The organism is Roseivivax jejudonensis, assembly GCF_900172265.1.
Classification (GTDB): Bacteria; Pseudomonadota; Alphaproteobacteria; order Rhodobacterales; family Rhodobacteraceae; genus Roseivivax; species Roseivivax jejudonensis.
In genome coordinates this window covers 208,688-229,782 of sequence record NZ_FWFK01000002.1, presented here as the reverse complement: position 1 = coordinate 229,782, position 21,095 = coordinate 208,688, and the positions used below count along the sequence as shown (strand labels likewise).

Sequence of the window (21,095 nt, the reverse complement as noted above, 5' to 3'; positions counted from 1 at the left end):
CGTGTCCTCAGGCCTTGTTGCCGGCCGCCACGCGCTCTTTCATCAAGTGCGACGGGCGGAAGGTAAGCACCCGGCGCGGCTGGATCGGAACCTCTTCGCCGGTCTTCGGATTGCGACCGACACGCGCCGCCTTGTCCCGCACGGAGAACGTGCCGAAGGACGAGATCTTGACCTGCTGGCCGGCGACGAGCGCGTCCGACATGTGCGTCAAAACCGATTCCACGAGCTCGGCGCTTTCGTTGCGCGACAGGCCGACTTCACGGAAGACGGCCTCGCTCAGGTCCATGCGCGTCAACGTTTTTTCGCCCATCCTACCCTCCCGGATTTGCGACGAGACTGGCCCCGAGGCTTTTCCGAGTCAATATCAACGGGTTGTGAAAGGACTTTTAAGTCGCCGTCTGCAAGCGGATTCGGGCGTTCGAGACGCCTACCAGCGCAGAACGACCGAGCCCCAGGCCAGACCGCCGCCGATCGCTTCCGTGACGATGAGATCGCCCTGCTTGATCTGGCCGCGCGCGCGGCCGACGGACAGGGCAAGGGGGATAGAGGCGGCCGAGGTATTGCCGTGATCCTGAACGGTCACAACGACCCTGTCCATGCCGAGTCCGAGCTTCTTCGCGGTGCCCTGGATGATCCGGATATTTGCCTGGTGCGGCACCACCCAGTCGACCTCGTCGCTGCCGACACCGGCGCGTTCGAGCGCGGTCTCAGCGGTCTGGGCCAGCTTTTCGACCGCATGACGAAAGACTTCGCGCCCCTGCATGCGCAGATGCCCGGTCGAGTTCGTGGATACTCCGCCATCCACGTAGAGAATGTCGCGGTGGCGGCCGTCGGAATTGAGGTCGGTGGCGAGAATACCGCGATCGTCGGACGTGCCGTCGCCCTCCTGAGCCTCGAGAACGACCGCCCCGGCGCCGTCCCCGAAGAGGACGCAGGTCGCGCGGTCACTCCAGTCCATGATGCGGCTGAACGTCTCTGCGCCGATGACCAGGACGCGCCGCGCCTGGCCGGAAGAGATCATCGCGCCGGCATTGGCGAGCGCGTAAACGAAGCCCGCGCAGACCGCCTGAACGTCGAAGGCGAAGCCCTTGGTCATGCCGAGTTCGGCCTGAACGATCGTCGCTGCCGCAGGGAAGGTCAGGTCCGGGGTCGACGTGGCGAGAATGATGGCGTCGATCTCGGACGGGTCACGACCGGCGTCGGCCAACGCGGCGCGGGCAGCGCGCGTGGCGAGGTCGGAGGTGGTCTGTCCTTCGGCCGCGAAATGCCGCCGTTCGATGCCGGATCGCGAGCGGATCCATTCATCCGTGGTGTCGAGGGTCTTCTCGAACTCGGTGTTCTCCACGATCCGCTCGGGGAGGTAGTGGCCGCATCCGGTGACGACCGCGCGCGTGGTCATGCGTGTGTTCCGTCCTTCGCGGCATCCTCGTTGGCGTGGGCCGCAGCGGCATCCTGTGCCTGCTCGGCGGCGGATGCAACCCGCGCTGCCAGACGGTCGGAGAAGCCCGACTGCGCCAGCCGGAAGGCAAGCTTGACCGCCGCCGACACGCCGGTCGAGTCGGCAGAGCCGTGCGACTTCACGACCGTGCCGTTGAGGCCGAGAAAGACGCCGCCGTTCACGCGACGCGGATCGATCCGTTTTTTCAGCCGCCGCAGCGAGGTGAGCGCCAGCACCGAGGCGATGCGCGACAGCGGCGAGTAGGCGAACGCCTCCCGCAAGAGGTCCCCGATCAGGCTTGCCGTGCCTTCGCCGGTCTTGAGCGCGATGTTGCCGGTGAAGCCGTCCGTGACGATCACGTCGGCGCGATCGCCCGGAATGTCGCCGCCTTCGACGAAGCCGACGAAGTCGAAATGCGAATCCTGCGCGGTCGAGGCGATGAGATCGTGCGCCGCGCGCATCTCGGGGCGACCCTTGTGCTCTTCGGTGCCGACATTGAGAAGGCCGACGCGCGGCCGGTCGAGCGCGAGGCCGTTGCGGGCGTAGGACGCTCCCATCAGCGCATATTGCAGCAGATCCTCGGCATCGGCCCGCACATCGGCGCCGACATCGAGCATGACGTTGAAGTCCTGCGGATTGCGCGAGGGCCAGAGCACCGCGATCGCGGGGCGGTTTACGCCCGGCAGCTTGCGCAGCCGCACCATGGCAAGCGCCATCAGCGCGCCGGTGTTGCCGCAGCTCACCGCAACGGTGGCTTCCTTGTTGCGAACCGATTCGAGCGCGGACCACATCGAGGTGTCCTGTCCGCGCCGCATCACCTGGCTGGGCTTGTCGTCCATCGTGACGACATCCGGCGCATTGCGGAACTCGCATCGCCCGTCGAGGTATCGCGCGTAGAGCCGCTTGGCCGCGAGGCGGCGCAACTCGTCCGCGTCACCGTGCAGGATGAAGCGGATGTCCGGGTTCTTGCGCGCCGATTTGGCGATGCCCGCGATCACGGCCGACGGGCCGCGGTCTCCGCCCATGGCGTCGACCGAGATCACCACCTCGCCTTGGCCCGCCTCGGAGATTTCCGGCTGGGAACTCATGGCAACGGGCCTATCCGGCGGGGATCAGTTCAGGCGGCGTCGTCGTCGAGATCGATCTCGTCGGTCTGCGCGATCACTTCACGTTCGGCATAGTGGCCGCAGGACGCACAGATGTGGTGCGGACGCTTGAGCTCGCCGCAATTGTCGCACTCGTTGCGGTTCGCGGCCACCAGCCCGTCATGGGCCCGGCGGTTGTTGCGGCGCGACTTCGATACTTTGTTCTGTTGGACGGCCATGTCTCAACCTCGGTGCTTGCTGTCTGCGGGCAGGATCGCGGCGCACCCGGCGCCCGGAGCCCTCGTGAATGTCGGAAATCACCGCGCACATAGTGCCCCGAGAGGGGCGGTGACAACCCTGAATCTCCCGTGAAGGCGCGAACATACGCGCGAATTCGCAAAAGACAAGCGGATAGTCCGGTGCGCGAGGGCGCGCGTCAGTCCTGCGTGTCGTCGTTCATCCGGTCGCGCAGGGCGGCGAGGCCGGCGAACGGCTTGACGTCGGCGTCGGTGATCGGTGCCGCGCCCTCGGGCTCGGCGGTCGCGCCGGCGAACTCGGCCTCGGGGCTGCGCGGATAATCCGGGATCTCCAGCATCAGCGCTTCGCGCATGACGGTCTCGGGCGCGATCTCGGCGCCGAGGGCCTCGACGGTGTCGTCCTCGGGCATCTCCACCTCGGACCCGGCCTCGGGCGTCTCCATCCGGGCCTCGGGGCGAAACTCGCGCCGCACGACCGTGTCGATCCGTGTGGTCACCGGGGCCAGCGTCACGACGCAATCCTGAACGAGCGTCGCGCCGAGTTGCCCCTCGAGCCGGAACCCCTGTGCTCCTGCGGGCACGATCTCTCCGGAAAACGACAGCTTGCGCACACCGCGCAGACCCAGTGACTCGGCCAGTGCGGCGCGTCCATCGGCGTCCGGGACAACGGAAAACGCGGTTCTGCGGCTCGGTGACAGGTCGGCGGTGCGGAACGGGCCGGGTGATGCGGTCATGGGCGGAACGGCCCCCCTCGACTTGATTGCTTGTCTCGTGGCGTATATCGGCAATAAAAGTCGGAAAAGACCGATGACAAGGGGCGAACGATGACGGGCAGGGCTGTGACATCAGGCGCGCGCGGCGTGATGCTTGCGGCGATCGCGGCCGCGGCGCTGACCGGCTGCACCGCGCAGTTCCGCGATCACGGCTACACGCCGCCCGAGTCCGACCTCGCGCGGATCGTGCCGGGCGTGGACACGCGCGCGACAGTCGAGGACCTGGTCGGCGTGCCGACATCGCAGGGCATCCTGAACAACGACGGCTACTACTGGGTCTCGAGCCGGATGCGCACCTTCGCGTGGCAGCGGCCGCAGGTGGTCCAGCGCGAGGTCGTCGCGATCTCCTTCGACCAGGCCGGGATCGTGCGCGGCATCGAACGCTACGGGCTCGAGGACGGGCGGGTCGTTCCGCTGACGCGCCGGGTCACGGACAATGCCGGTGGCGACATCGGGTTCATCCGGCGGCTCTTCGGCAACATCGGACGCCTGCAGGCCGCGGACTTCCTCGGCTCGAACTGAACGCGCCGCCGGGGCGGCGTCGGCCCTGTCATGCCGGTGTCGCGAAGGCGTCGCAGACTGCCCGCCAGGGCAGGACAATCGAGGCAGACCTCATGCTGAACCTCGTCAAGGGGCGCTACCGCGTGCGCGTGGCCGAGAGCGCCGCGGACATCGCCGCCGCGCAGCGCCTGCGTCATCTGTGCTTTCGCGGCCGCGACGACGGGCTCGATCGCGATCGCTTCGATCCTCTCTGCGTGCATGTTCTGGTCGAGGAGCGGGCGGGGGAGCGGCTGGTTGGGTGTTTCCGGCTCCTGCCGCTGGCCGGCGGGTCGGAGATCGGGCGCTCCTACGCCGCGCAATTCTACAACCTCGCCGGGCTCGAGACCTTCGACGGGCCGATGCTCGAGCTCGGGCGCTTCTGCATCCACCCCGAAGTTCGCGACGCCGACGTGCTGCGCGTGGCCTGGGGGGCGATGACCGATTACGTCGACCGGTCGGGCACGCAGATGCTCTTTGGCTGCGCGTCGTTCGCCGGAACCGACTGGCGCGCGCATCTCGACGCCTTCGCGATGCTGCGCGCGCGCCATCTCGGGCCCGTGCGCTGGCTGCCGAAGATCAAGGCGCCCACCGTCGTCCGCTTCGCGCAGCGGCTGCGGCGCGCGCCCGATGCCAAGAAGGCGACGCTCGGCATGCCGCCGCTGCTCCGGACCTACCTGATGATGGGCGGCTGGGTCAGCGACCACGCCGTCGTCGATCCGGACCTGAACACGCTGCACGTCTTCACCGGGGTGGAGATCGGCCGCATCCCGCCAGCGCGCAAGAGGCTCCTGCGGGCGGTCGCGGGGTAGCGCGGTCGTCCCGCCGAGGGCGCATGGCCCGGACACCCGGGGCGCTGCCCCGGACCCCGGAGTATTTCGGCCAAGAAGAAGGACCGGGTCGGGAACTGGCGAGCAGGGATGCGCGGCGCGTGTCCGGTGTCGGAAGCGGGGCGGGGTGGGCATGCGGGCCTGCGGACGGGACGCGGGCGTTGACGGGACGCGCGGCGCGGGATAGCGGCGGCGCATGGCCCAGCCCCCGCTCCTGCAGCTCTCCGATGTCTCGCTCACCTTCGGCGGTGAGCCGGTCTTCGACGCGCTTTCCCTGGTCGTGCAGCCCGGCGACCGCGTCGCGCTCGTGGGGCGCAACGGCTCTGGCAAATCGACGCTGATGCGGGTCATGGCGGGGCTCGTCGAGCCCGATCGCGGGGGGCGCGTGGTGCCGCCCGGGGCGACGATCGGCTATATGGAGCAGGATCCGGATCTGTCGGGCCACGACACGCTGGGCGATTTTGCCACCGCCACGCTGGGGCCCGGCGAGACGTACCGGGTCGAGGCGGCCTCCGAGGGGTTGGCCTTCGATCTGGAGACGCCGGTCGCGGCGGCGTCGGGCGGCGAACGGCGGCGCGCAGCGCTGGCGCGGCTGATGGCCGAGGATCCGGACCTGATGCTGCTCGACGAGCCGACCAACCATCTCGACATCACGGCGATCGGCTGGCTCGAACGCGAGCTCGCGGCGACGCGCAAGGCGTTCGTGCTGATCTCTCACGACCGGCGGTTCCTGTCGGACCTGACACGCGCGACGCTCTGGATCGACCGCGGGGCGGTGCGCCGGAACGAGGAGGGGTTCGCCTCGTTCGAGGCATGGCGCGACAAGGTCTGGCAGGAAGAGGATCAGCAGCGCCACAAGATGGACCGCAAGATTCGGGCCGAGGCGCGGTGGGCGGTCGAAGGCATCAGCGCGCGGCGCAAGCGCAACCAGGGCCGGGTGCGGGCGCTGGAGGCGCTGCGCGCCGAGCGCGCGGCGATGATCCGGCGCCAGGGCACCGCGGCGATGGAGCTCGCCTCGGGGCCGGCCTCGGGCAAGAAGGTGATCGAGGCCGAGGGGCTGTCCAAGGGTTTCGGCGACCGCGCGATCGTCCGCGACTTCTCCTTGCGGGTGCTGCGGGGCGATCGCGTCGCCTTCGTGGGGCCGAACGGCGTGGGCAAGACGACCTTGATCAAGATGCTGACGGGCGAGATCGCGCCGGATGCCGGGCGGGTGACGCTCGGCACCAACCTCGTGCCGGCGGTGTTCGACCAGGCGCGGGCGCGGCTCGATCCGGACATGACGCTCTGGGAGAGCCTGACCGGCGACCCGGAGATGCGGGTCTCGGGAAAGGCGGACCAGGTGCTTGTGCGAGGACAGCCAAAGCACGTGGTCGCGTATTTGAAGGAGTTCCTGTTCGACGAGCGGCAGGCGCGGGCACCGGTGCGCTCGCTCTCGGGCGGCGAGAAGGCGCGGCTTCTGCTGGCCAAGATCATGGCGGCCGAATCGAACCTCCTGGTGCTCGACGAGCCGACCAACGATCTCGACATCGAGACGCTGGATCTCCTGCAGGACCTGATCGGCGAGTACGACGGCACGGTGCTCTTGATCAGCCACGACCGGGATTTTCTCGACCGCACGGCGACCACGACGGTGGCGATGGAGGGCGACGGCCGGGCCGTCGTCTATGCCGGCGGATGGTCGGACTATCGCAGTCAGCGCGCGGCCTCCGAGGCGCCGGCGCAGGCCGCCGCGCCGAAGCGGGCGGCGTCGAAGCAGAAGGCATCCGGCGGCGGCGCGAAGGCCGGCCGAGGGTCGGCCGGTCTCAGCTTCACCGAGAAGCACCGTCTGGAGGAATTGCCGGCGGTGATCGAGCGGCTGGAGGCGGAGATCGCCAAGCTCAACGCGCTGCTGACCGATCCCGGGCTCTATGACCGGGAGCCGGTCAAGTTCCGCAAGGCGACCGAGGCGCTGGCCGAACGCGAGGCGAAGCTCACCGCGGCCGAAGAGGAATGGCTGGCGCTGGCGGAAAAGGCAGAGGCCTCCTGAGACATTCCCGACCGCCGGGCGCTCGGGCGATCACTCCGGCAGAGCCTCGAGATAGGCCGCGACGGCCTCGCGGTCGGCCGCGGGCAACTGCGCGAAGTTCTCCACGACCGCGACCATGTGGCCGCCCGCGGTGTCGTAGTCCGGCGTGAAGCCCGATTCGAGGTAGTAGGCGATATCGCTTTTCGACCAGTCGAGGTCGGCGGGCCGCAGCGAGGGGATCCGGCCGTCGCCCGAGGGGTTTTCGGCCCCTGCGAGCCAGCGATCGGTGTCGAGGGCCCCGAGCGCGCCGCGCGGCGTGTGGCACTCGCCGCAATGCGCCAATGCCTCGACAAGTTGGCGGCCGCGTTCCAGCTCCGGCGTGTCGGCGGGCCGGATCCAGTCCTCCGACAGGTAGAGTGTCTTCCAGAGGCCGACGCCACGCCGGATGTTGTACGGGAAACCGACCTCGTGCGTCTCGGACGGCGTCGCGTCCTGCGGCAGCGTCTGCCAGAAGGCCCAGAGATCGGCGACGGTTGCGGGTTCGAGCCGGACATAGGCGGTGTAGGGGAAGGCGGGGTAGTAATGCGCGCCGCCGGGCGAGACGCCGCGCGTGACCGCGCTCGCGAACTCCGCAAGGCTCCAGTCGCCGATGCCGGCCTCGGGGTGTGGCGACACGTTGGGCGCCACGAAGGTTCCGAAGTCGGAGGCGAACCGCTGGCCGCCGGAGAGAACGCGCTTGGCCTCGCCCTCGGCGTCCGGCGCATGGTGGCAGGAGGCGCAGCCGGCGGCGACGAAGACCTGTTCGCCCGCCTCCGCGTCGCCGTCCAGATCCTCGTACAACGCGGCGTCCGCGGGCGTCGCCCGCGTGAGCCAGAGCCCGACGCCCCCCGCGAGGAGGAGCGCGGCCAGCGCGGCACCGACGGTCCGCCGCATCAATCGTTCGATTCGCGATACTCGTCGTGGCAACTGGAGCAGGCGTCGCCGACCGGGCCGAGCGCCGGACCGAGCGCCTCGCGCCCGTCGCCGGCCACCGCCTGCAGATCGCTGGCGGCAGTTCCGAAGGCGGCCCACTTGTCGCCGACGTCGCCGGTGTTCTCCCAGATCGCGGGCAGGGCGCGCGTGCCCTCGACCGCCTCGTTCGACGAGCCTTCGGGGAAGAGAACCAGCGGGTTGATCCCGCTCACCGCGACGAGGTTGTCGGCCGCTGTCTGCGCCATCTCCGCCTCGTACTCCGTTTCGCCCTTGGCCATGTCGCCAATGATGCCGAGGTTGATCGCCATGATGCGGAACATGCCCTGACGGGCCTTGATGTGGCCCTCGAAATCCTGCGCGACGGCAGGGCTCGCGAGGGCGAGCACGAGGGCGGCGGCGGCACTGGTGCGGATCATGTGTGGCTCCGTAGCTGGGATCAGAACACGTGGCTCAGGACTTTCACGCTACGGACGATGCGTAACGGCGCAATGATTTGCGCCGTCATGCCGGGTTCGGCGACGTGGCGGGGCCCGGGCGCCGCGTGCGGATCAAAAGGCTGAAATTTTTTTAAAACAGCGCGTTGTGGCCCGTAGCTCGCGCATTCGGCGAGCTACGGGTACTCATATGCTTCACCTGAACGTGAATGTGCCGCGCCGCTGGTCAGCCCCGCCCGCGGTCGACGAAGCGCGGGAGCATGGCGGAGAAATCGCGGCCCGCGCCGTTCTCCTCCTCGACGAAGCGGCGGTAGAGGTCCGCCGCGGCGGCCCCGAGCGGGGTGTCCGCGTCGGCCTCTTCGGCGGCCTGCATGGCCAGCCGCAGGTCCTTCAGCATCAAATCGGCGGCGAAGCCGGGCGTGTAGTCGTTGTCGGCCGGCGATGTCGGCCCGACGCCGGGCGCGGGGCAATAGGTGTTCATCGACCACGAGGACCCCGATGACGTCGAAACCACGTCGAACATCGCCTGCCGGTCGAGGCCGAGCTTGTCGGCGAGCGCGAAGGCTTCGCAGGTGCCGATCATGGTGATGCCGAGGATCATGTTGTTGCAGATCTTCGCCGCCTGGCCGTTGCCGGACGGACCGCAATGCACGGCCTTCTTGCCCATGATGTCAAAGAGCGGCTTTGCCTTTTCGAAGCCCGCGGCATCGCCGCCGACCATGAAGGTCAGCGTGCCGGCCTCTGCGCCGCCGACACCGCCGGAGACGGGCGCGTCGAGCGCCGACAGGCCCGCGGCCAGCGCCTGCTCACCGACCTTGCGGGCACTGGCCACGTCCACGGTCGAGCAGTCGAGAAACACCGCGTCGGCCGTCATCGCGGGCACGATCTCGTCCGCGACGCGGCGCAGGATGTCGCCGTTCGGCAGCATCGTGATCGCGACCTCGACGCCCGCGACGGCCTCCGACGCGCTGGCGGCCATCGTCACGCCGTCGACGCTGACGCCCGCGGTGTCGAAGCCGGTGACCTCGTGTCCGGCCGTCGCAAGGTTGCGGGCCATCGGCCCGCCCATGTTCCCGAGCCCGATGAACGCGATCTTCATGTGTCAGTCTCCCAGTCGTGAAAGTCGAGGCTCACCTCGCGCACGGGCTGCAGCATCGCGGCGACATCGGCGAGCGGCAGTGTGTCCAGCTCGTGCCGCCAGCGGGGCGTGCGGTCCTTGTCGATGATCTGCGCGCGCACCCCTTCGAGGAAGTCCGCCTTGTCGAGCGCGCGATGGGTGAACCGATACTCGAAATCGAGCGATTTGCGGATGTCGGCGGAGCCGAGCTTCAGCCGGTGAATGATGTCGAGCGTCACGCCCATCGACAACGGCGAGGACCGCTCGATCACCGGGAGCGTTTCGGCCGCGAAGGCGCTGTCGTCGGTGCGCAGCGCGTTCACGATGTCGCGGAGGCTCTCGCCGCCGAAGAGCGCGTCGATGTCGCCGCGCTGCGCCGGCAGGGACGCTTCGGGCGCCGGCTCGGCCCATTCGGTCACGCTGTCCGGCTGGCCGGTTTCGGCCAGTCGGGCCTTCAGCGCCTCCCAGCGGTCCTCGGGCACATAGAATTCGGCAAAGCCGGTCTGGATGGCATCGCCGGCGCTCAGGCGCGCGCCGGTGAGGCCCAGATATTCGCCGAGCCGGCCCTCGCAGCGCGCCAGCAGGTAGCTGCCGCCGACATCTGGCACGAGCCCGATGGCGCATTCCGGCATCGCGATCTTCGAGCTGTCGCCGACCACGCGGTGCGAGCCATGACAGCCCAGGCCGACGCCGCCACCCATCGTGAAGCCCTGCAGGAAGGAGAACACGGCCTTCGGATACTCCGCGATCATCGCATTCATCCGGTATTCGTCGCGCCAGAAGAGCCGCACCGCGTCGCCGTTTCCGGCCTGCGCTTCGCGGTAGACACGCGCGACGTCGCCGCCCGCGCAGAAGGCCCGCTCGCCCTCGGCGTCGAGGATCACGAGGTCGATCTCCGGATCGCTCCGCCAATCCAGAAGCGTCTGCGTGATCTCGAGGCACATCTCGTGATCGAGCGCGTTCAGCGCCTCGGGCCGCGTCAGGGTGATCCGGCCGGCACGGCCGTCCTTGCGGATCGTCAGGTGGCTCATGCCGCCTCCAGCATCTTGCGCGCCACGATCAGGCGCATGATCTCGTTCGTGCCCTCGAGGATCTGGTGCACCCGCAGGTCGCGGACGATCTTCTCGATCCCGTAGTCGGCGAGATAACCGTACCCGCCGTGAAGCTGTAGGCACTGGTCCGCCACGCGGCTTCCGGCCTCGGTCACGAATTTCTTGGCCATCGCGCAGCGCTTCGTCGCGTCGTGCGCGCCGGTGTCGTAAGCCCAGGCCGCCTGCCGCAGGAAGACACGGGCGGCCTCCAGTTCGATCTCCATGTCGGCGAGACGGAATTGCAGTGCCTGGAATTGGTCGATCGGCTGTCCGAAGGCCTTGCGCTCGCGCATGTAGGCGAGCGTCGCGTCCAGCGCGGCCTGGGCCGCCCCGAGCGAACACGCCGCGATGTTCAGCCGGCCGCCGTCGAGCCCGGCCATGGCGTAGCGGAACCCGCGGCCCTCTTCGCCGAGGAGGTTCTCGGCCGGCACCTCGCAGCCGTCGAACTGCACCTGCCGGGTGGGCTGCGCACGCCATCCCATCTTGTCTTCGAGCCCACCAAAGGTCAGGCCGTCGGTGCCGTCGTTCACGAGCATCGCCGAGATCCCGTCGGCGCCGTCGCCGCCCGAGCGGCACATAACGATGTAGGTGTCGGAATACCCGCCGCCGGAGATGAAGGCCTTGGTTCCGGTGAGTTGCCAGCCGGAATTCGTCCGTTCGGCGCGAGTGCGCAACGCCGCGGCGTCCGACCCGGATCCCGGCTCCGTCAGGCAGTAGGACAGCACCGTGTCCATCGACAGCGCGGGCGGCAGGACACGCTCTCGCATCTCTTCGGACCCGTAGCGGTCGATCATCGCCGCGCACATGTTGTGGATCGACAAGAAGGCCGCAACCGACGGGCAGGCCATCGACAGCGCCTCGAACACGAGCGTGCCGTCCAATCGGCCGAGGCCGGCGCCGCCCGACGCTTCGGACACGAACAATCCGCCGAAGCCGAGCTCGGCGAGCTGCGGCCAGAGTGCGCGGGGGATGGTGCCGTCCTTTTCCCACGCCAAAGCGTGCGGCGCGATCTCGGCCGCGCCGAAGTCACGCGCCATGTCGAAGATGGCGTCTTGTTCCTCCGTCAGACTGAAATCCATCTGTAAGCATCCTCCCTCGGCATCGCGGCTCCGATCTCCCTCAAAGGCTTGTCTCAGGCGGAGGCAGCGTTCGCAAGCGCGTCACGCCCGAGACGTGCCTCCTTCGCGCCAGGGGTGTGCATGTCCGTCCGGAAACATGCCGTGAAGGCGGCTCGTCCCGCATGGGCGCCTTTCCGCCAGAACCGGCGACTCGGCGCCGTGAACGGGAACGGTCCGGTCGCCAGGGCGGTTCGCTGCACAATCCCGGCGCGGTGCCGCGTCGGACCCGAGTTTGAAAGGAGAAGACCATGAAACGCACCACGTCCATCCTGGCCTTGGCCGGCGCGCTTGCCGGCGCCGGCACCATCGCGACGGCGCAACAGAGCGGAGAGATCCTCTGCAGCGACTACCTTCTGCTCGACGACCAGCAGCAAGGCATGATCGCGCTCGAACTGGTCGAGACGGAGGGCGGTCTCGCCACCACGACCGAAGTCGAGGGCGGCGTCGCGGTCGGCACCGTCGAAGGCCTCATCACGGCGTGCGAGGCCAACCCGAACCTCACGACGGCCGAGATCGCCGAGCAGATCTTCAATGACGACGAAAGCGGTGGCGTGCCGCCGGGTGAAGCCGAGGTCGAGGCGTCGAACGCGCCGGAAGAAGACCCCGATACTGACACGACCGACATCGATGGCTCCGACGATCCCGCGGTGGACGGAGCCGCGGGCGGAACCGGCACGGACGTCGACAGCGACACGGACGTCGATGCGGGCGCTGACGTCGACGGCACTGCAGGCGGCGGCGCCGGACCCGACTCCGATGGCGCCGACTCGGACACCGATGCGGGTGGCGATGCAGACGCCGGTGGCGACACGGATGGCGGTGACAGTGACGGCGGCGACAGCGACGGTGGCGATAGCGACGGCGGCGATGGCGGCGATGGTGGTGATGGCGGCGACAGCGACAGCTGACGCAACGTCGGCGCGCCGGACCCGAGTGGGACCGGCGCGCTCACCAATTATCACGTGCGCGAGAGGATCGCGTACGACAGGAACGAAAGCTCGTCTGTCCCGGTTGTTTACCCAATACGATGCGCAGCCGGCGCGTCGAAGCAGAGACAGACTACGGAGAGAACAAAATGACCCGTTCGAAACTCGCACTCGTCCTCGCAGGCACCGTTGCCCTCGGCGGCACGTCCGCCCTGGCGCAAGACGCCATGTCCGAAGACGTCAGCTGCGCGGACCTGCGCCTGATGGACTCGGAAGAGCAGGTGGAGATGTTCGGTGACGAGATGAACATCGCGGCAATCAATCAGTACTGCGCCGAGAACCCGGACGGCCTCGCAACCGACGCGATGGCCGAGGCGCCGGACGAAGAGGACGCGCTTGAAGAGCAGAGCACGTTCAGTGATGGCGACATCGGCGGCGGCACCGTCGCAAGCGATCCGGTCGGTGAGCCGGGCGCGGTCGTCGGCAGCGAAGGCTCCGACGTGACCGGTGGCGCAGGCCAGCCGAACCCGACCACGCCCAGCAACGGCACCGCAGCGTCGCCCGAGAGCGAGCTAGAAGGCCCCGACACGGGCGATTGATCCGGTCCAATAGATTTAACGAGTAAAGGCGGGGCCATTGCCCCGCCTTTTTTCTGCGGCGCGACTTTGTCGCACCGTCAATCATTTAGTCCATGGCCTTGAAGTTGAACTCGCCACCATCCTTGATGCCCGAAGGCCAGCGCGCGGTCACCGTCTTCGTCTTGGTGTAGAACTTGAAGCTGTCCGGGCCGTGCTGGTTCAGGTCACCGAAGGCCGATTTCTTCCATCCGCCGAACGTGTGATAGGCGAGCGGAACCGGGATCGGCACGTTCACCCCGATCATGCCCACGTTTACGCGGTTGGCGAAGTTGCGGGCGGCGTCGCCGTCACGTGTGAAAATCGCGGTTCCGTTGCCCATCTCGTGATCCATCGCGAGCTTGAGGGCTTCTTCGTAGGAGCCGGCCCGAACAGTGGTCAGGACCGGTCCGAAGATCTCTTGCTGATAGATGTCCATGTCCGGGGTCGCGCGATCGAACAGATGCGGCCCGACGAAGAAGCCGTCCTCGTAGCCCTGTAGCTTGAAATCCCGTCCGTCGACCACGAGCTCTGCGCCCTGATCGATGCCGGACTGCACAAGGCCGAGGATCTTCTCCTTGGCGGCGGCGGTCACCACGGGGCCGAAATCCACATCGTCGCCAGCGGTGTAGGGGCCGACTTTCAGCTTTTCGATGCGCGGCTTGAGCTTGTCGATGAGCCGGTCCGCGGTCTCGTCGCCGACGGGCACTGCGACCGAGATCGCCATGCACCGCTCGCCCGCCGCGCCGTACCCGGCGCCAACGAGAGCGTCGGCGGCCTGGTCCATGTCGGCGTCGGGCATGACGATCATGTGGTTCTTCGCACCGCCGAAGCACTGCACGCGCTTGCCGTTGGAACAGCCGCGGCCGTAGATGTACTCGGCGATCGGGGTCGAGCCAACGAAGCCGACGCTGGCGATGCCCGGATGATCGAGGATGGCGTCGACGGCCTCCTTGTCGCCGTTCACCACTTGCAGGATGCCCTTGGGCAGCCCGGCTTCTTCCATAAGCTCGGCGAGCAGGAGCGGGCACGACGGATCGCGTTCCGACGGCTTGAGGATGAAGGCGTTGCCGCAGGCGATCGCCGGCGCGAACATCCACATCGGGATCATGGCCGGGAAGTTGAACGGCGTGATGCCGGCCGAAACCCCGAGCGGCTGTCGCATCGAGTACATGTCGATGCCCGGGCCGGCGCTGTCGGTGAATTCGCCCTTCAGCAGTTCCGGCGCCCCGATGCAGTATTCGACGACCTCGAGGCCGCGCTGCACATCGCCCTTGGCGTCGGGGAAGGTCTTGCCGTGCTCGCGGCTGATCGCCTCGGCGAGCTTGTCCATGTTCTCGTTCAGCAGGTGGACGAATTTCATCATCACCCGCGCGCGGCGCTGCGGGTTGACCGCTCCCCAGGCGGGCTGCGCCGCCGTGGCGATCTCGACCGCCTTGTTCAGCTCTTCGGCCGAGGCGAGCGGCGCCTTGGCCTGCACCTCGCCGGTGGCGGGGTTGTAGATGTCGGCGAACCGGCCGGACGTGCCTTTGACATGTTCGCCGTTCAGGTAATGGGTCAGTTCCTGCATGAGACTCCTCCTTGGGATCTGGCGGGACCATAGGCTTGCAGAAATGCGGGATACAGGGGCAATATCTCAAAAAGGCTTTGCGAAAATCGAGTGACGAGGTTCCGTCGCCCAAACTCCGACCTGCGGGTTGGTCGCAGGATCGCAGGCCCGGAGCGCGTCGGGAAAGCAAACGATGACCGATTGGGACGACCTGCGCATCTTCCTCGCCACCGCGCGGGGAGAGAGCCTCTCGGCTGCGGGCCGGGCGCTGCGGATGGATCCCGCGACGGTCGGGCGCCGCGTGGCGCGTCTCGAACAGGATCTCGGCGCGCCGCTCTTCGCCAAGAGCCCGCAAGGGTACGCGCTGACGGAGGCGGGGGATCGGCTCCTGCGGCACGCCGAGACGGCGGAGGCCGCCATGCAGGCGGCCGGCGAGGCGGTGGCAGGCACGACGGAAGGGCTTTCGGGACAGGTTCGCATCGGCGCCCCGGACGGGTGCGCCAACTTCCTCCTGCCGCAGGTCTGTGCCGCGATCGCGGCGGACAACCCGGCGCTCGAACTGCAGATCGTCGCGCTGCCGCGGGTCGTGAACCTGTCAAAGCGCGAGGCGGACATGGCGATCGCGGTCTCGCCGCCCACGGCGGGGCGGCTCGCGGTGCAGAAGATCACGGAATACCGGCTGCACCTGGCCGCGACCCGCGCCTACCTGGCCGAGCACGGCCCCGTGGCGACGCTCGAGGATCTGCGCGGGCACCGGATCGTCGGCTACATCCCCGACATGATCTTCGACAAGGAACTGGACTACCTTGCCGATCTCGGGCTGTCGACGGTCCGGCTCGGCTCCAACTCGGTGGCGGTGCAGTTCCAGTGGTTGCGGCAGGGTGCCGGGATCGGCATCGTGCATGACTTCGCTCTGCCTGCAGCGCCCGATCTCGTTCGCGTGCTGCCCGACACGATCGCGCTGACGCGCGCGTTCTACCTCGTCCGCCACGCGGATGACCGGCGCCTGCCGCGCATGAACCGCTTCGCGGAGACGCTGGTTGGCGGACTCCGCCGCGAGGTCGCGCGCCTCGAAGGTAGCGCTTGACAGAAGCGGCCCGCCACAGGGACGCTGCCGGTACGGGCGAGGAACATGGGAGGCCCTTCGATGCAGGTTCAACACATCCTGAAGAGCAAAGCCGACGATGGGGTCGTGTCGGTGACACCCGGAACGACCCTGCTGGAGGCTGCGCGGATCCTCGCGGAACGACGCATCGGTACGGTCGTGGTGTCGGCGGACGGTGTCACCGCGCAGGGCATCCTGTCGGAGCGCGATATCGTGCGCTGCCTGTCGGTGACCGGGCCCAGTTGCCTCAGTGAGCCGGTCGAGACCCACATGACGCGCGAGCTTCAGACCTGCGACCGGTACGAGGCAGCGGACGCCGTTCTGTCCCGCATGACCGAGGGCCGGTTCCGTCACCTGCCGGTGGTCGAGGACGGCAAGATGGTCGGTCTTATCACGATCGGCGACGCGGTGAAGGCGCGCCTGACCGAGCTGGCGATGGAGAAGGACGCGCTCGAGGGCATGATCACCAGCAACTGGTGATACGGTTGCGCCCCCTCTTGAAATCGCTCGCGCAATATCGTTGCGTGCGGCGACGGCCAAGAGGGAGGCGCGACGATGACGACCGGACTCTATCCCGGAACGTTCGATCCGATCACGCTCGGGCATATCGACATCATCCGCCGCGCCGCGATCCTCGTCGATCGCCTGGTGATCGGCGTCGCGATCAATCGCGACAAGGGCCCGCTCTTCGATCTCGACGAGCGCGTCACGATGATCGAAGCCGAGTGCAAGACGCTGAGCGAGGAAACCGGCACCGAGATCGTCGTGCACCCGTTCGAGAACCTGCTCATCGATTGTGCCCGCGACGTCGGGGCGCAAATCATCGTGCGGGGTCTGCGGGCCGTGGCCGATTTCGAGTACGAATTCCAGATGGTCGGCATGAACCGTGCACTCGATCAGTCGATCGAGACTGTGTTTCTCATGGCCGAGGCCCGGCATCAGGCGATCGCCTCCAAGCTGGTGAAGGAGATCGCCCGGCTGGGGGGCGACGTGTCGAACTTCGTCACGCCACCGGTGCGCGACGCGCTGGAGCGCCGCTTCGCCGCTCAGCCGTAAACGGCGCGGCGGGCGGTCTCGCGTTCGGCCCCGGCGATGTCGAGGTCGAGACGGGTGTCGAGGGGCAGGGCGCGCAGTTCGTTGTAGGTGCGGCGATAGGCGCCGTGTTTGCGCAGGCGGGTCGTCAGGGTGTCTAGAAGGCTCATGGCTTCCTCCTGTGAGCGGTAACCGTTTCACCACTCAACTTGGCCATGCTGCGCCGCAGCACAATCACGGAAGTGCGGATGCCGCCATGCATGGTTTGCAAGGCGCAATCGCCCTCGGCATCGTTTGCGGTGCGGAAGGTCCTGACATGAAATGAAAATGGCGCGGAGGGAAGCCTCCGCGCCTTTGGCCGATCTTGTGGAGGCGCCAGCCCGAGGAGCGTTTGCCGTCAGCCGAGCTTGCCCATCACGACGGCAGTGTCGGCCATCCGGTTCGAGAAGCCCCATTCGTTGTCGTACCAGCTCAGGACACGGACGAAATTGCCGTCCATTACCTTGGTCTGGTCGGTGGCAAAGATCGAGGAATGGGAATCGTGGTTGAAGTCCTGGCTGACCAGTTTGTGGTCCGTGACGCCGAGGATGCCCTTCAGCGGGCCCGAGGCCGCCGCGGCCTTGATCGCCTCGTTGATCTCTTCGGCCGAGGTGTCGCGCGACGCCTCGAACGTGAAGTCCACGACCGACACGTTCGGCGTCGGCACCCGGATCGCGACACCGTCGAGCTTGCCGTTCAGGTCGGGCATGACAAGGCCCACGGCCTTGGCTGCCCCGGTCGATGTCGGGATCATCGACAGCGCCGCCGCGCGCGCGCGGTAGAGATCCTTATGCATCGTATCGAGTGTCGGCTGATCGCCGGTGTAGGAGTGGATCGTGGTCATGAAGCCGCGCGTGATCCCGATGGAATCGTGCAGGACCTTGGCGACTGGGGCGAGGCAATTCGTCGTGCACGACGCGTTCGACACGACCTTGTCGTCGGCTCCGAGCATGTCGTGGTTCACCCCGTAGACGATCGTCTTGTCCGCATCCGCCCCGGGGGCCGAGATCAGGACGCGGGTCGATCCGTTCTCGAGATGCACCGCGGCCTTGTCGCGGGCGGTGAAGATGCCCGTGCATTCCAGCGCGACATCGACATCCGACCAGGGCAGGTCCTTCGGTTCACGAATGGCGGTAACCTTGATCGGCCCGTGGCCCACGTCGATCGTGTCGCCGTCGACCTTCACTTCGGCCGGGAAGCGCCCGTGAACGCTGTCGTATTGCAGCAGGTGGGCGTTGGTTTCGACCGGGCCGAGATCGTTGATCGCGACCACCTCGATATCGGTGCGGCCCGACTCCACGATGCTGCGCAGCACGTTGCGGCCGATGCGGCCGAACCCGTTGATGGCGACCTTGGTGGTCATGGCATGTCTCCTTGGCTCCGGTGGACTCTGGTTCTGTTGGTTCGTTACCGCTAACAATCGTCTTCTGGCTACAGGCGCGCGCGGCGCCAAGTCAAGGTGGGCCCGGACGCCCCCGGATCAACGCCAGACCGCGATCCAGTCGATCAGCGCCAGCGACCGGCGCGCGAGAAACGTCAGGTGTTCGGACTGCCACAGAACCATGTCGGCCACGATCGCGGTGAGCACCGCGAGACCGAGGAAAAGGGCGATACCGTTGGTCATTCGGGCGCGCTCCTGTCCGGGCTGGATCGGCGGAAAACGGATCGCGACAGACATGGCAGAGCGCATGCGGGCTGTCCATGTTCACCGTCTCAGACCCGCGCGAAGGCAAACCGCGACAGCGCGCGATAGGGTTCGCCGGGAAACAGGTCGACCTGCGCACGCATGCCCTGGTTCGCCGCGTCGACCCACGCCTGCGGTTCGAGCGCGAGGCCCCCGCGCGCGCCGTAATTGCGCCCGCCGAGCCCGCGAGCGCCCGTGATGTCGAGGCCGCCGCCGTCGTAGACCTGCATCCCCGGCTCGGAGGTTTCGATCCGCATCTCCACGCCGCCGGCGCGCAGCGTCAGCACGTCGCGCGGCGCGCGGCGGATCTCCGCGAGGCAATAATTGTGATCGACGCCCCACGGAGGTGTGGCCGGCTCTCGCAGGTCGAAGCCGGTGTCCGCGACCGAGATCGGCGGCCCGTCGGGGATCTTGCGGGCATCGACCGGCTGAAACGTCTCGGCGGCGATCTCCAGCAGATGGTCGTCGATCGTCTCGGCCCCGGAGAGGTTGAAGTAGCAGTGCGGCGCGAAGGCGCAGAGCGTCGGCGCATCGGTCGTGGCCGTGATCTCCACCGTCAGCGTGCCGCCCTCGATCGTGTAGCGGACCTGCACCTCCAGCGCGCCGGGAAACCCCATGTGACCGTCCGGCAGGGTGTCGGCCAGAACCGCGTGAGCGGGGCCCGTCTCCTCGATCCGCCAGACGCGGCGACCGGCGCCGTCCGAGCCGCCGTGCAAGGTCTGCATGCCACGTTCGTTGAGGTCGAACCGGCAGGTCTCGCCGGCGATCTCGGCCGTGCCTTCGGCGATGCGGTTGGCGACCCGGCCGACGATGGCGCCCATGTAGGGCATCTCGCGCGCGTAATCCGCGGCATCGTCGAAACCGAGAACGAGCGGATGCGCGACGCCGGCCAGACGCAGATCGCGAATGGAGGCGCCGTAAGTGAGGATCCGCGCCTCGAGCGCGTCGCTCGCGATCCCGATCTCGTGGATCTCGCGCCCCTCGGGCGTTTGGCCGACGAGCTGTCCTGTCATGCGATGTTTCCTCCTGCCGATGCGGGCGCCCGCGCGGGTCAGCGGTGGGCCACTGGCCCACCCTGAGTATCGGATCGGCGGCGCCGGCGCGATGGGCGCCGACTCAGATGATCCCGTAGGACGCGATCGCCCGCGCGAGGTGGCGGTATCCGGCGACGTTGGCGCCCTGACGGTAATCCGGCGCGTCGGCTGACCCGGCCTCGTCAAGGACGGTGCGGTGAATGTCCGACATGATGTCGCGCAGGTTCCGGTCCACGTCTTCGCGTGTCAGGAAACGGCCCTGCGCGTTCTGGCTCATCTCGAGGCCGGACACCGCGACGCCCCCGGCGTTCGCCGCCTTGCCCGGACCCTGCAGCAGGCCGGCGCGATCGAGGACGGAGATCGCACTGGAGGTCAGCGGCATGTTCGCGCCCTCGGCGAGGAGCGACGCGCCGCCATCGACGAGCGCCTTGGCAGCGTCCTCGTCCATCTCGTTCTGCGTCGCGCAGGGCAGGGCGATGTCCGCCTCCATTCCCCACGGAAGCGTGTCCTCGTGCCATTGAAGCCCCAGCGCGGCCGGCGGCGTGGCGATATCCTCGCCTGCGGCCTTGCGCTCCATCACCCATTCGACGCCCTCGCGCGAGAAGCCGTCGGGCGCGTGGAGCGTGCCGGACGTGTCCGACAGCGTGACCACGCGCGCGCCCTCGTCGATCGCCTTGAGCGCGGCATGGGTCGACACGTTGCCCTTGCCCGAAATCGCGATCCGCTTGCCGGCGATCTCCTCTCCGCGATGCGCGAGCATCGCGCAGACGAAATAGACGAGGCCGAAGCCCGTTGCCTCGGTCCTCAGGGCCGAACCGCCGAACGCCTCGCCCTTTCCGGTCAACGCGCCGTTGAACACGCCCTGCTGGCGCTTGTAGGCGCCGAAGAGCCAGCCGATCTCGCGTTGACCCACATTGATGTCGCCGGCGGGAACGTCGAGGTCCGGACCGATGAACGGCGCGAGGTGGGCCATGAAGGCCTGCGAGAAGCGCATGATCTCTGCCGGCGAGCGGCCGGAGGGATCGAAGTCCGCGCCGCCCTTTGCGCCGCCGAGTGGCAGGCCGGTCAGGGCGTTCTTGAAGCACTGCTCGAAGGCGAGAAACTTCAGGACCGACGGCGACACCGACGGGTGGAAGCGGATACCGCCCTTGTATGGCCCGATCGCGTTCGACATCTGCACGCGCCAGCCGCGGTTGACCTGCGTCGCGCCGTCGTCGCCTTCCCAGACGACACGGAACTGAACCATGAGGTCAGGCTCCGTCAGCCGCTCGAGTACCCGGGCGTCGGTATAGCCGGAATGCGCCTTCTCGACAGTCAGGACGTCGCGCGCGACCTCCTCGACGGCCTGCAGGAATTCGTCCTCGCCGGAATTGCGGGCGCGCACCGCCTCCATGAAGCTTTCGACCAGCGCGTCGCGTCGATCCATCTCGGTCTCCTCAATCGGGTTCCGCGGTC

At 67.9% G+C, this 21,095-nt stretch carries 24 protein-coding genes; 8 read left to right on the top strand and 16 right to left on the bottom strand.

Features of this window, described 5'->3' with window-relative positions:
• Nucleotides 1-7 precede the first annotated feature (7 nt).
• The 5 genes from ihfA to ROJ8625_RS06090 form a co-directional block, all read right to left on the bottom strand.
• Nucleotides 8-310 carry an integration host factor subunit alpha gene (ihfA, locus tag ROJ8625_RS06110; RefSeq protein WP_085790996.1) on the bottom strand — a complete coding sequence of 101 codons (303 nt, stop codon included), beginning with the start codon at nucleotides 308-310 and terminating at the stop codon, nucleotides 8-10.
• A 117-nt stretch (nucleotides 311-427) separates the two neighbouring features.
• A complete protein-coding gene (locus ROJ8625_RS06105; RefSeq protein ID WP_085790995.1) occupies nucleotides 428-1,399 on the bottom strand; it encodes a beta-ketoacyl-ACP synthase III in 972 nt (323 codons plus the stop codon).
• The gene (gene plsX / locus ROJ8625_RS06100) at nucleotides 1,396-2,526 is read right to left on the bottom strand and encodes a phosphate acyltransferase PlsX (protein ID WP_085790994.1); all 1,131 of its coding nucleotides are present in this window, start codon (nucleotides 2,524-2,526) and stop codon (nucleotides 1,396-1,398) included. The genes ROJ8625_RS06105 and plsX overlap by 4 nt, the downstream gene beginning before the upstream one ends.
• Before the next feature lie 29 nt (nucleotides 2,527-2,555).
• Nucleotides 2,556-2,762, bottom strand: coding sequence for a 50S ribosomal protein L32 (gene rpmF, locus ROJ8625_RS06095; RefSeq protein WP_085790993.1), 207 nt, complete (start codon nucleotides 2,760-2,762; stop codon nucleotides 2,556-2,558).
• Nucleotides 2,763-2,959: 197 nt separating this feature from the next.
• A complete protein-coding gene (locus tag ROJ8625_RS06090; protein ID WP_085790992.1) occupies nucleotides 2,960-3,514 on the bottom strand; it encodes a YceD family protein in 555 nt (184 codons plus the stop codon).
• 90 nt (nucleotides 3,515-3,604) lie between these two features.
• Between ROJ8625_RS06090 and ROJ8625_RS06085 the strand changes: the two genes are divergently transcribed.
• The 3 genes from ROJ8625_RS06085 (at nucleotide 3,605) to ROJ8625_RS06075 (ending at nucleotide 6,946) form a co-directional block, all read left to right on the top strand.
• Nucleotides 3,605-4,075, top strand: a complete 471-nt coding sequence (locus ROJ8625_RS06085; RefSeq protein WP_085790991.1) for an outer membrane protein assembly factor BamE — start codon at nucleotides 3,605-3,607, stop codon at nucleotides 4,073-4,075.
• Between the two features lie 92 nt (nucleotides 4,076-4,167).
• Nucleotides 4,168-4,902 carry a GNAT family N-acetyltransferase gene (locus tag ROJ8625_RS06080; protein ID WP_085790990.1) on the top strand — a complete coding sequence of 245 codons (735 nt, stop codon included), beginning with the start codon at nucleotides 4,168-4,170 and terminating at the stop codon, nucleotides 4,900-4,902.
• Between the two features lie 214 nt (nucleotides 4,903-5,116).
• Nucleotides 5,117-6,946 (top strand): ABC-F family ATP-binding cassette domain-containing protein, encoded by a 1,830-nt coding sequence (locus ROJ8625_RS06075; RefSeq protein ID WP_085790989.1) that lies wholly within the window; start codon nucleotides 5,117-5,119, stop codon nucleotides 6,944-6,946.
• Between the two features lie 30 nt (nucleotides 6,947-6,976).
• Here ROJ8625_RS06075 and ROJ8625_RS06070 read toward each other — a convergent pair whose 3' ends face one another.
• The 5 genes from ROJ8625_RS06070 to ROJ8625_RS06050 all read right to left on the bottom strand — a co-directional run bounded on the left by ROJ8625_RS06070 (nucleotide 6,977) and on the right by ROJ8625_RS06050 (nucleotide 11,618).
• Nucleotides 6,977-7,858 carry a cytochrome c gene (locus ROJ8625_RS06070; RefSeq protein WP_085790988.1) on the bottom strand — a complete coding sequence of 294 codons (882 nt, stop codon included), beginning with the start codon at nucleotides 7,856-7,858 and terminating at the stop codon, nucleotides 6,977-6,979.
• Nucleotides 7,858-8,313, bottom strand: coding sequence for a c-type cytochrome (locus ROJ8625_RS06065; RefSeq protein ID WP_085790987.1), 456 nt, complete (start codon nucleotides 8,311-8,313; stop codon nucleotides 7,858-7,860). Before ROJ8625_RS06065 ends, ROJ8625_RS06070 begins: the two co-directional genes overlap by 1 nt.
• A gap of 244 nt (nucleotides 8,314-8,557) precedes the next feature.
• Nucleotides 8,558-9,430, bottom strand: coding sequence for a 3-hydroxyisobutyrate dehydrogenase (gene mmsB, locus ROJ8625_RS06060; protein ID WP_085790986.1), 873 nt, complete (start codon nucleotides 9,428-9,430; stop codon nucleotides 8,558-8,560).
• Nucleotides 9,427-10,479, bottom strand: a complete 1,053-nt coding sequence (locus ROJ8625_RS06055) for an enoyl-CoA hydratase/isomerase family protein (RefSeq protein WP_085790985.1) — start codon at nucleotides 10,477-10,479, stop codon at nucleotides 9,427-9,429. Before ROJ8625_RS06055 ends, mmsB begins: the two co-directional genes overlap by 4 nt.
• Entirely contained in the window at nucleotides 10,476-11,618 is a 1,143-nt protein-coding gene (locus ROJ8625_RS06050) for an acyl-CoA dehydrogenase family protein (RefSeq protein WP_085790984.1), read from the bottom strand. Before ROJ8625_RS06050 ends, ROJ8625_RS06055 begins: the two co-directional genes overlap by 4 nt.
• 287 nt (nucleotides 11,619-11,905) lie before the next feature.
• Between ROJ8625_RS06050 and ROJ8625_RS06045 the strand changes: the two genes are divergently transcribed.
• The gene (locus ROJ8625_RS06045) at nucleotides 11,906-12,565 is read left to right on the top strand and encodes a hypothetical protein (protein ID WP_085790983.1); all 660 of its coding nucleotides are present in this window, start codon (nucleotides 11,906-11,908) and stop codon (nucleotides 12,563-12,565) included.
• Between the two features lie 167 nt (nucleotides 12,566-12,732).
• A complete protein-coding gene (locus ROJ8625_RS06040; protein WP_143535058.1) occupies nucleotides 12,733-13,182 on the top strand; it encodes a hypothetical protein in 450 nt (149 codons plus the stop codon).
• An 85-nt stretch (nucleotides 13,183-13,267) separates the two neighbouring features.
• Here ROJ8625_RS06040 and ROJ8625_RS06035 read toward each other — a convergent pair whose 3' ends face one another.
• Entirely contained in the window at nucleotides 13,268-14,767 is a 1,500-nt protein-coding gene (locus ROJ8625_RS06035; RefSeq protein WP_085790981.1) for a CoA-acylating methylmalonate-semialdehyde dehydrogenase, read from the bottom strand.
• A 172-nt stretch (nucleotides 14,768-14,939) separates the two neighbouring features.
• Between ROJ8625_RS06035 and ROJ8625_RS06030 the strand changes: the two genes are divergently transcribed.
• The 3 genes from ROJ8625_RS06030 to coaD all read left to right on the top strand — a co-directional run bounded on the left by ROJ8625_RS06030 (nucleotide 14,940) and on the right by coaD (nucleotide 16,907).
• Complete coding sequence (locus ROJ8625_RS06030) at nucleotides 14,940-15,833, top strand: LysR family transcriptional regulator (RefSeq protein WP_085790980.1); 894 nt, start codon at nucleotides 14,940-14,942, stop codon at nucleotides 15,831-15,833.
• A gap of 60 nt (nucleotides 15,834-15,893) precedes the next feature.
• Nucleotides 15,894-16,331 (top strand): CBS domain-containing protein, encoded by a 438-nt coding sequence (locus ROJ8625_RS06025; protein WP_085790979.1) that lies wholly within the window; start codon nucleotides 15,894-15,896, stop codon nucleotides 16,329-16,331.
• Nucleotides 16,332-16,406: 75 nt separating this feature from the next.
• A complete protein-coding gene (gene coaD / locus ROJ8625_RS06020) occupies nucleotides 16,407-16,907 on the top strand; it encodes a pantetheine-phosphate adenylyltransferase (protein ID WP_085790978.1) in 501 nt (166 codons plus the stop codon).
• Here coaD and ROJ8625_RS21160 read toward each other — a convergent pair.
• The 5 genes from ROJ8625_RS21160 to gdhA form a co-directional block, all read right to left on the bottom strand.
• Nucleotides 16,898-17,053: a hypothetical protein gene (locus ROJ8625_RS21160; RefSeq protein WP_200813291.1), complete on the bottom strand. Its 156-nt coding sequence runs from the start codon at nucleotides 17,051-17,053 to the stop codon at nucleotides 16,898-16,900. The genes coaD and ROJ8625_RS21160 overlap by 10 nt on opposite strands.
• Before the next feature lie 227 nt (nucleotides 17,054-17,280).
• Nucleotides 17,281-18,285, bottom strand: a complete 1,005-nt coding sequence (gap, locus tag ROJ8625_RS06015; RefSeq protein WP_085790977.1) for a type I glyceraldehyde-3-phosphate dehydrogenase — start codon at nucleotides 18,283-18,285, stop codon at nucleotides 17,281-17,283.
• Nucleotides 18,286-18,402: 117 nt separating this feature from the next.
• Entirely contained in the window at nucleotides 18,403-18,546 is a 144-nt protein-coding gene (locus tag ROJ8625_RS21155) for a hypothetical protein (RefSeq protein WP_200813290.1), read from the bottom strand.
• An 89-nt stretch (nucleotides 18,547-18,635) separates the two neighbouring features.
• A complete protein-coding gene (locus ROJ8625_RS06010; protein WP_085790976.1) occupies nucleotides 18,636-19,619 on the bottom strand; it encodes an aldose epimerase family protein in 984 nt (327 codons plus the stop codon).
• 103 nt (nucleotides 19,620-19,722) lie between these two features.
• Entirely contained in the window at nucleotides 19,723-21,066 is a 1,344-nt protein-coding gene (gene gdhA, locus ROJ8625_RS06005; RefSeq protein ID WP_085790975.1) for an NADP-specific glutamate dehydrogenase, read from the bottom strand.
• Nucleotides 21,067-21,095 lie beyond the last annotated feature (29 nt).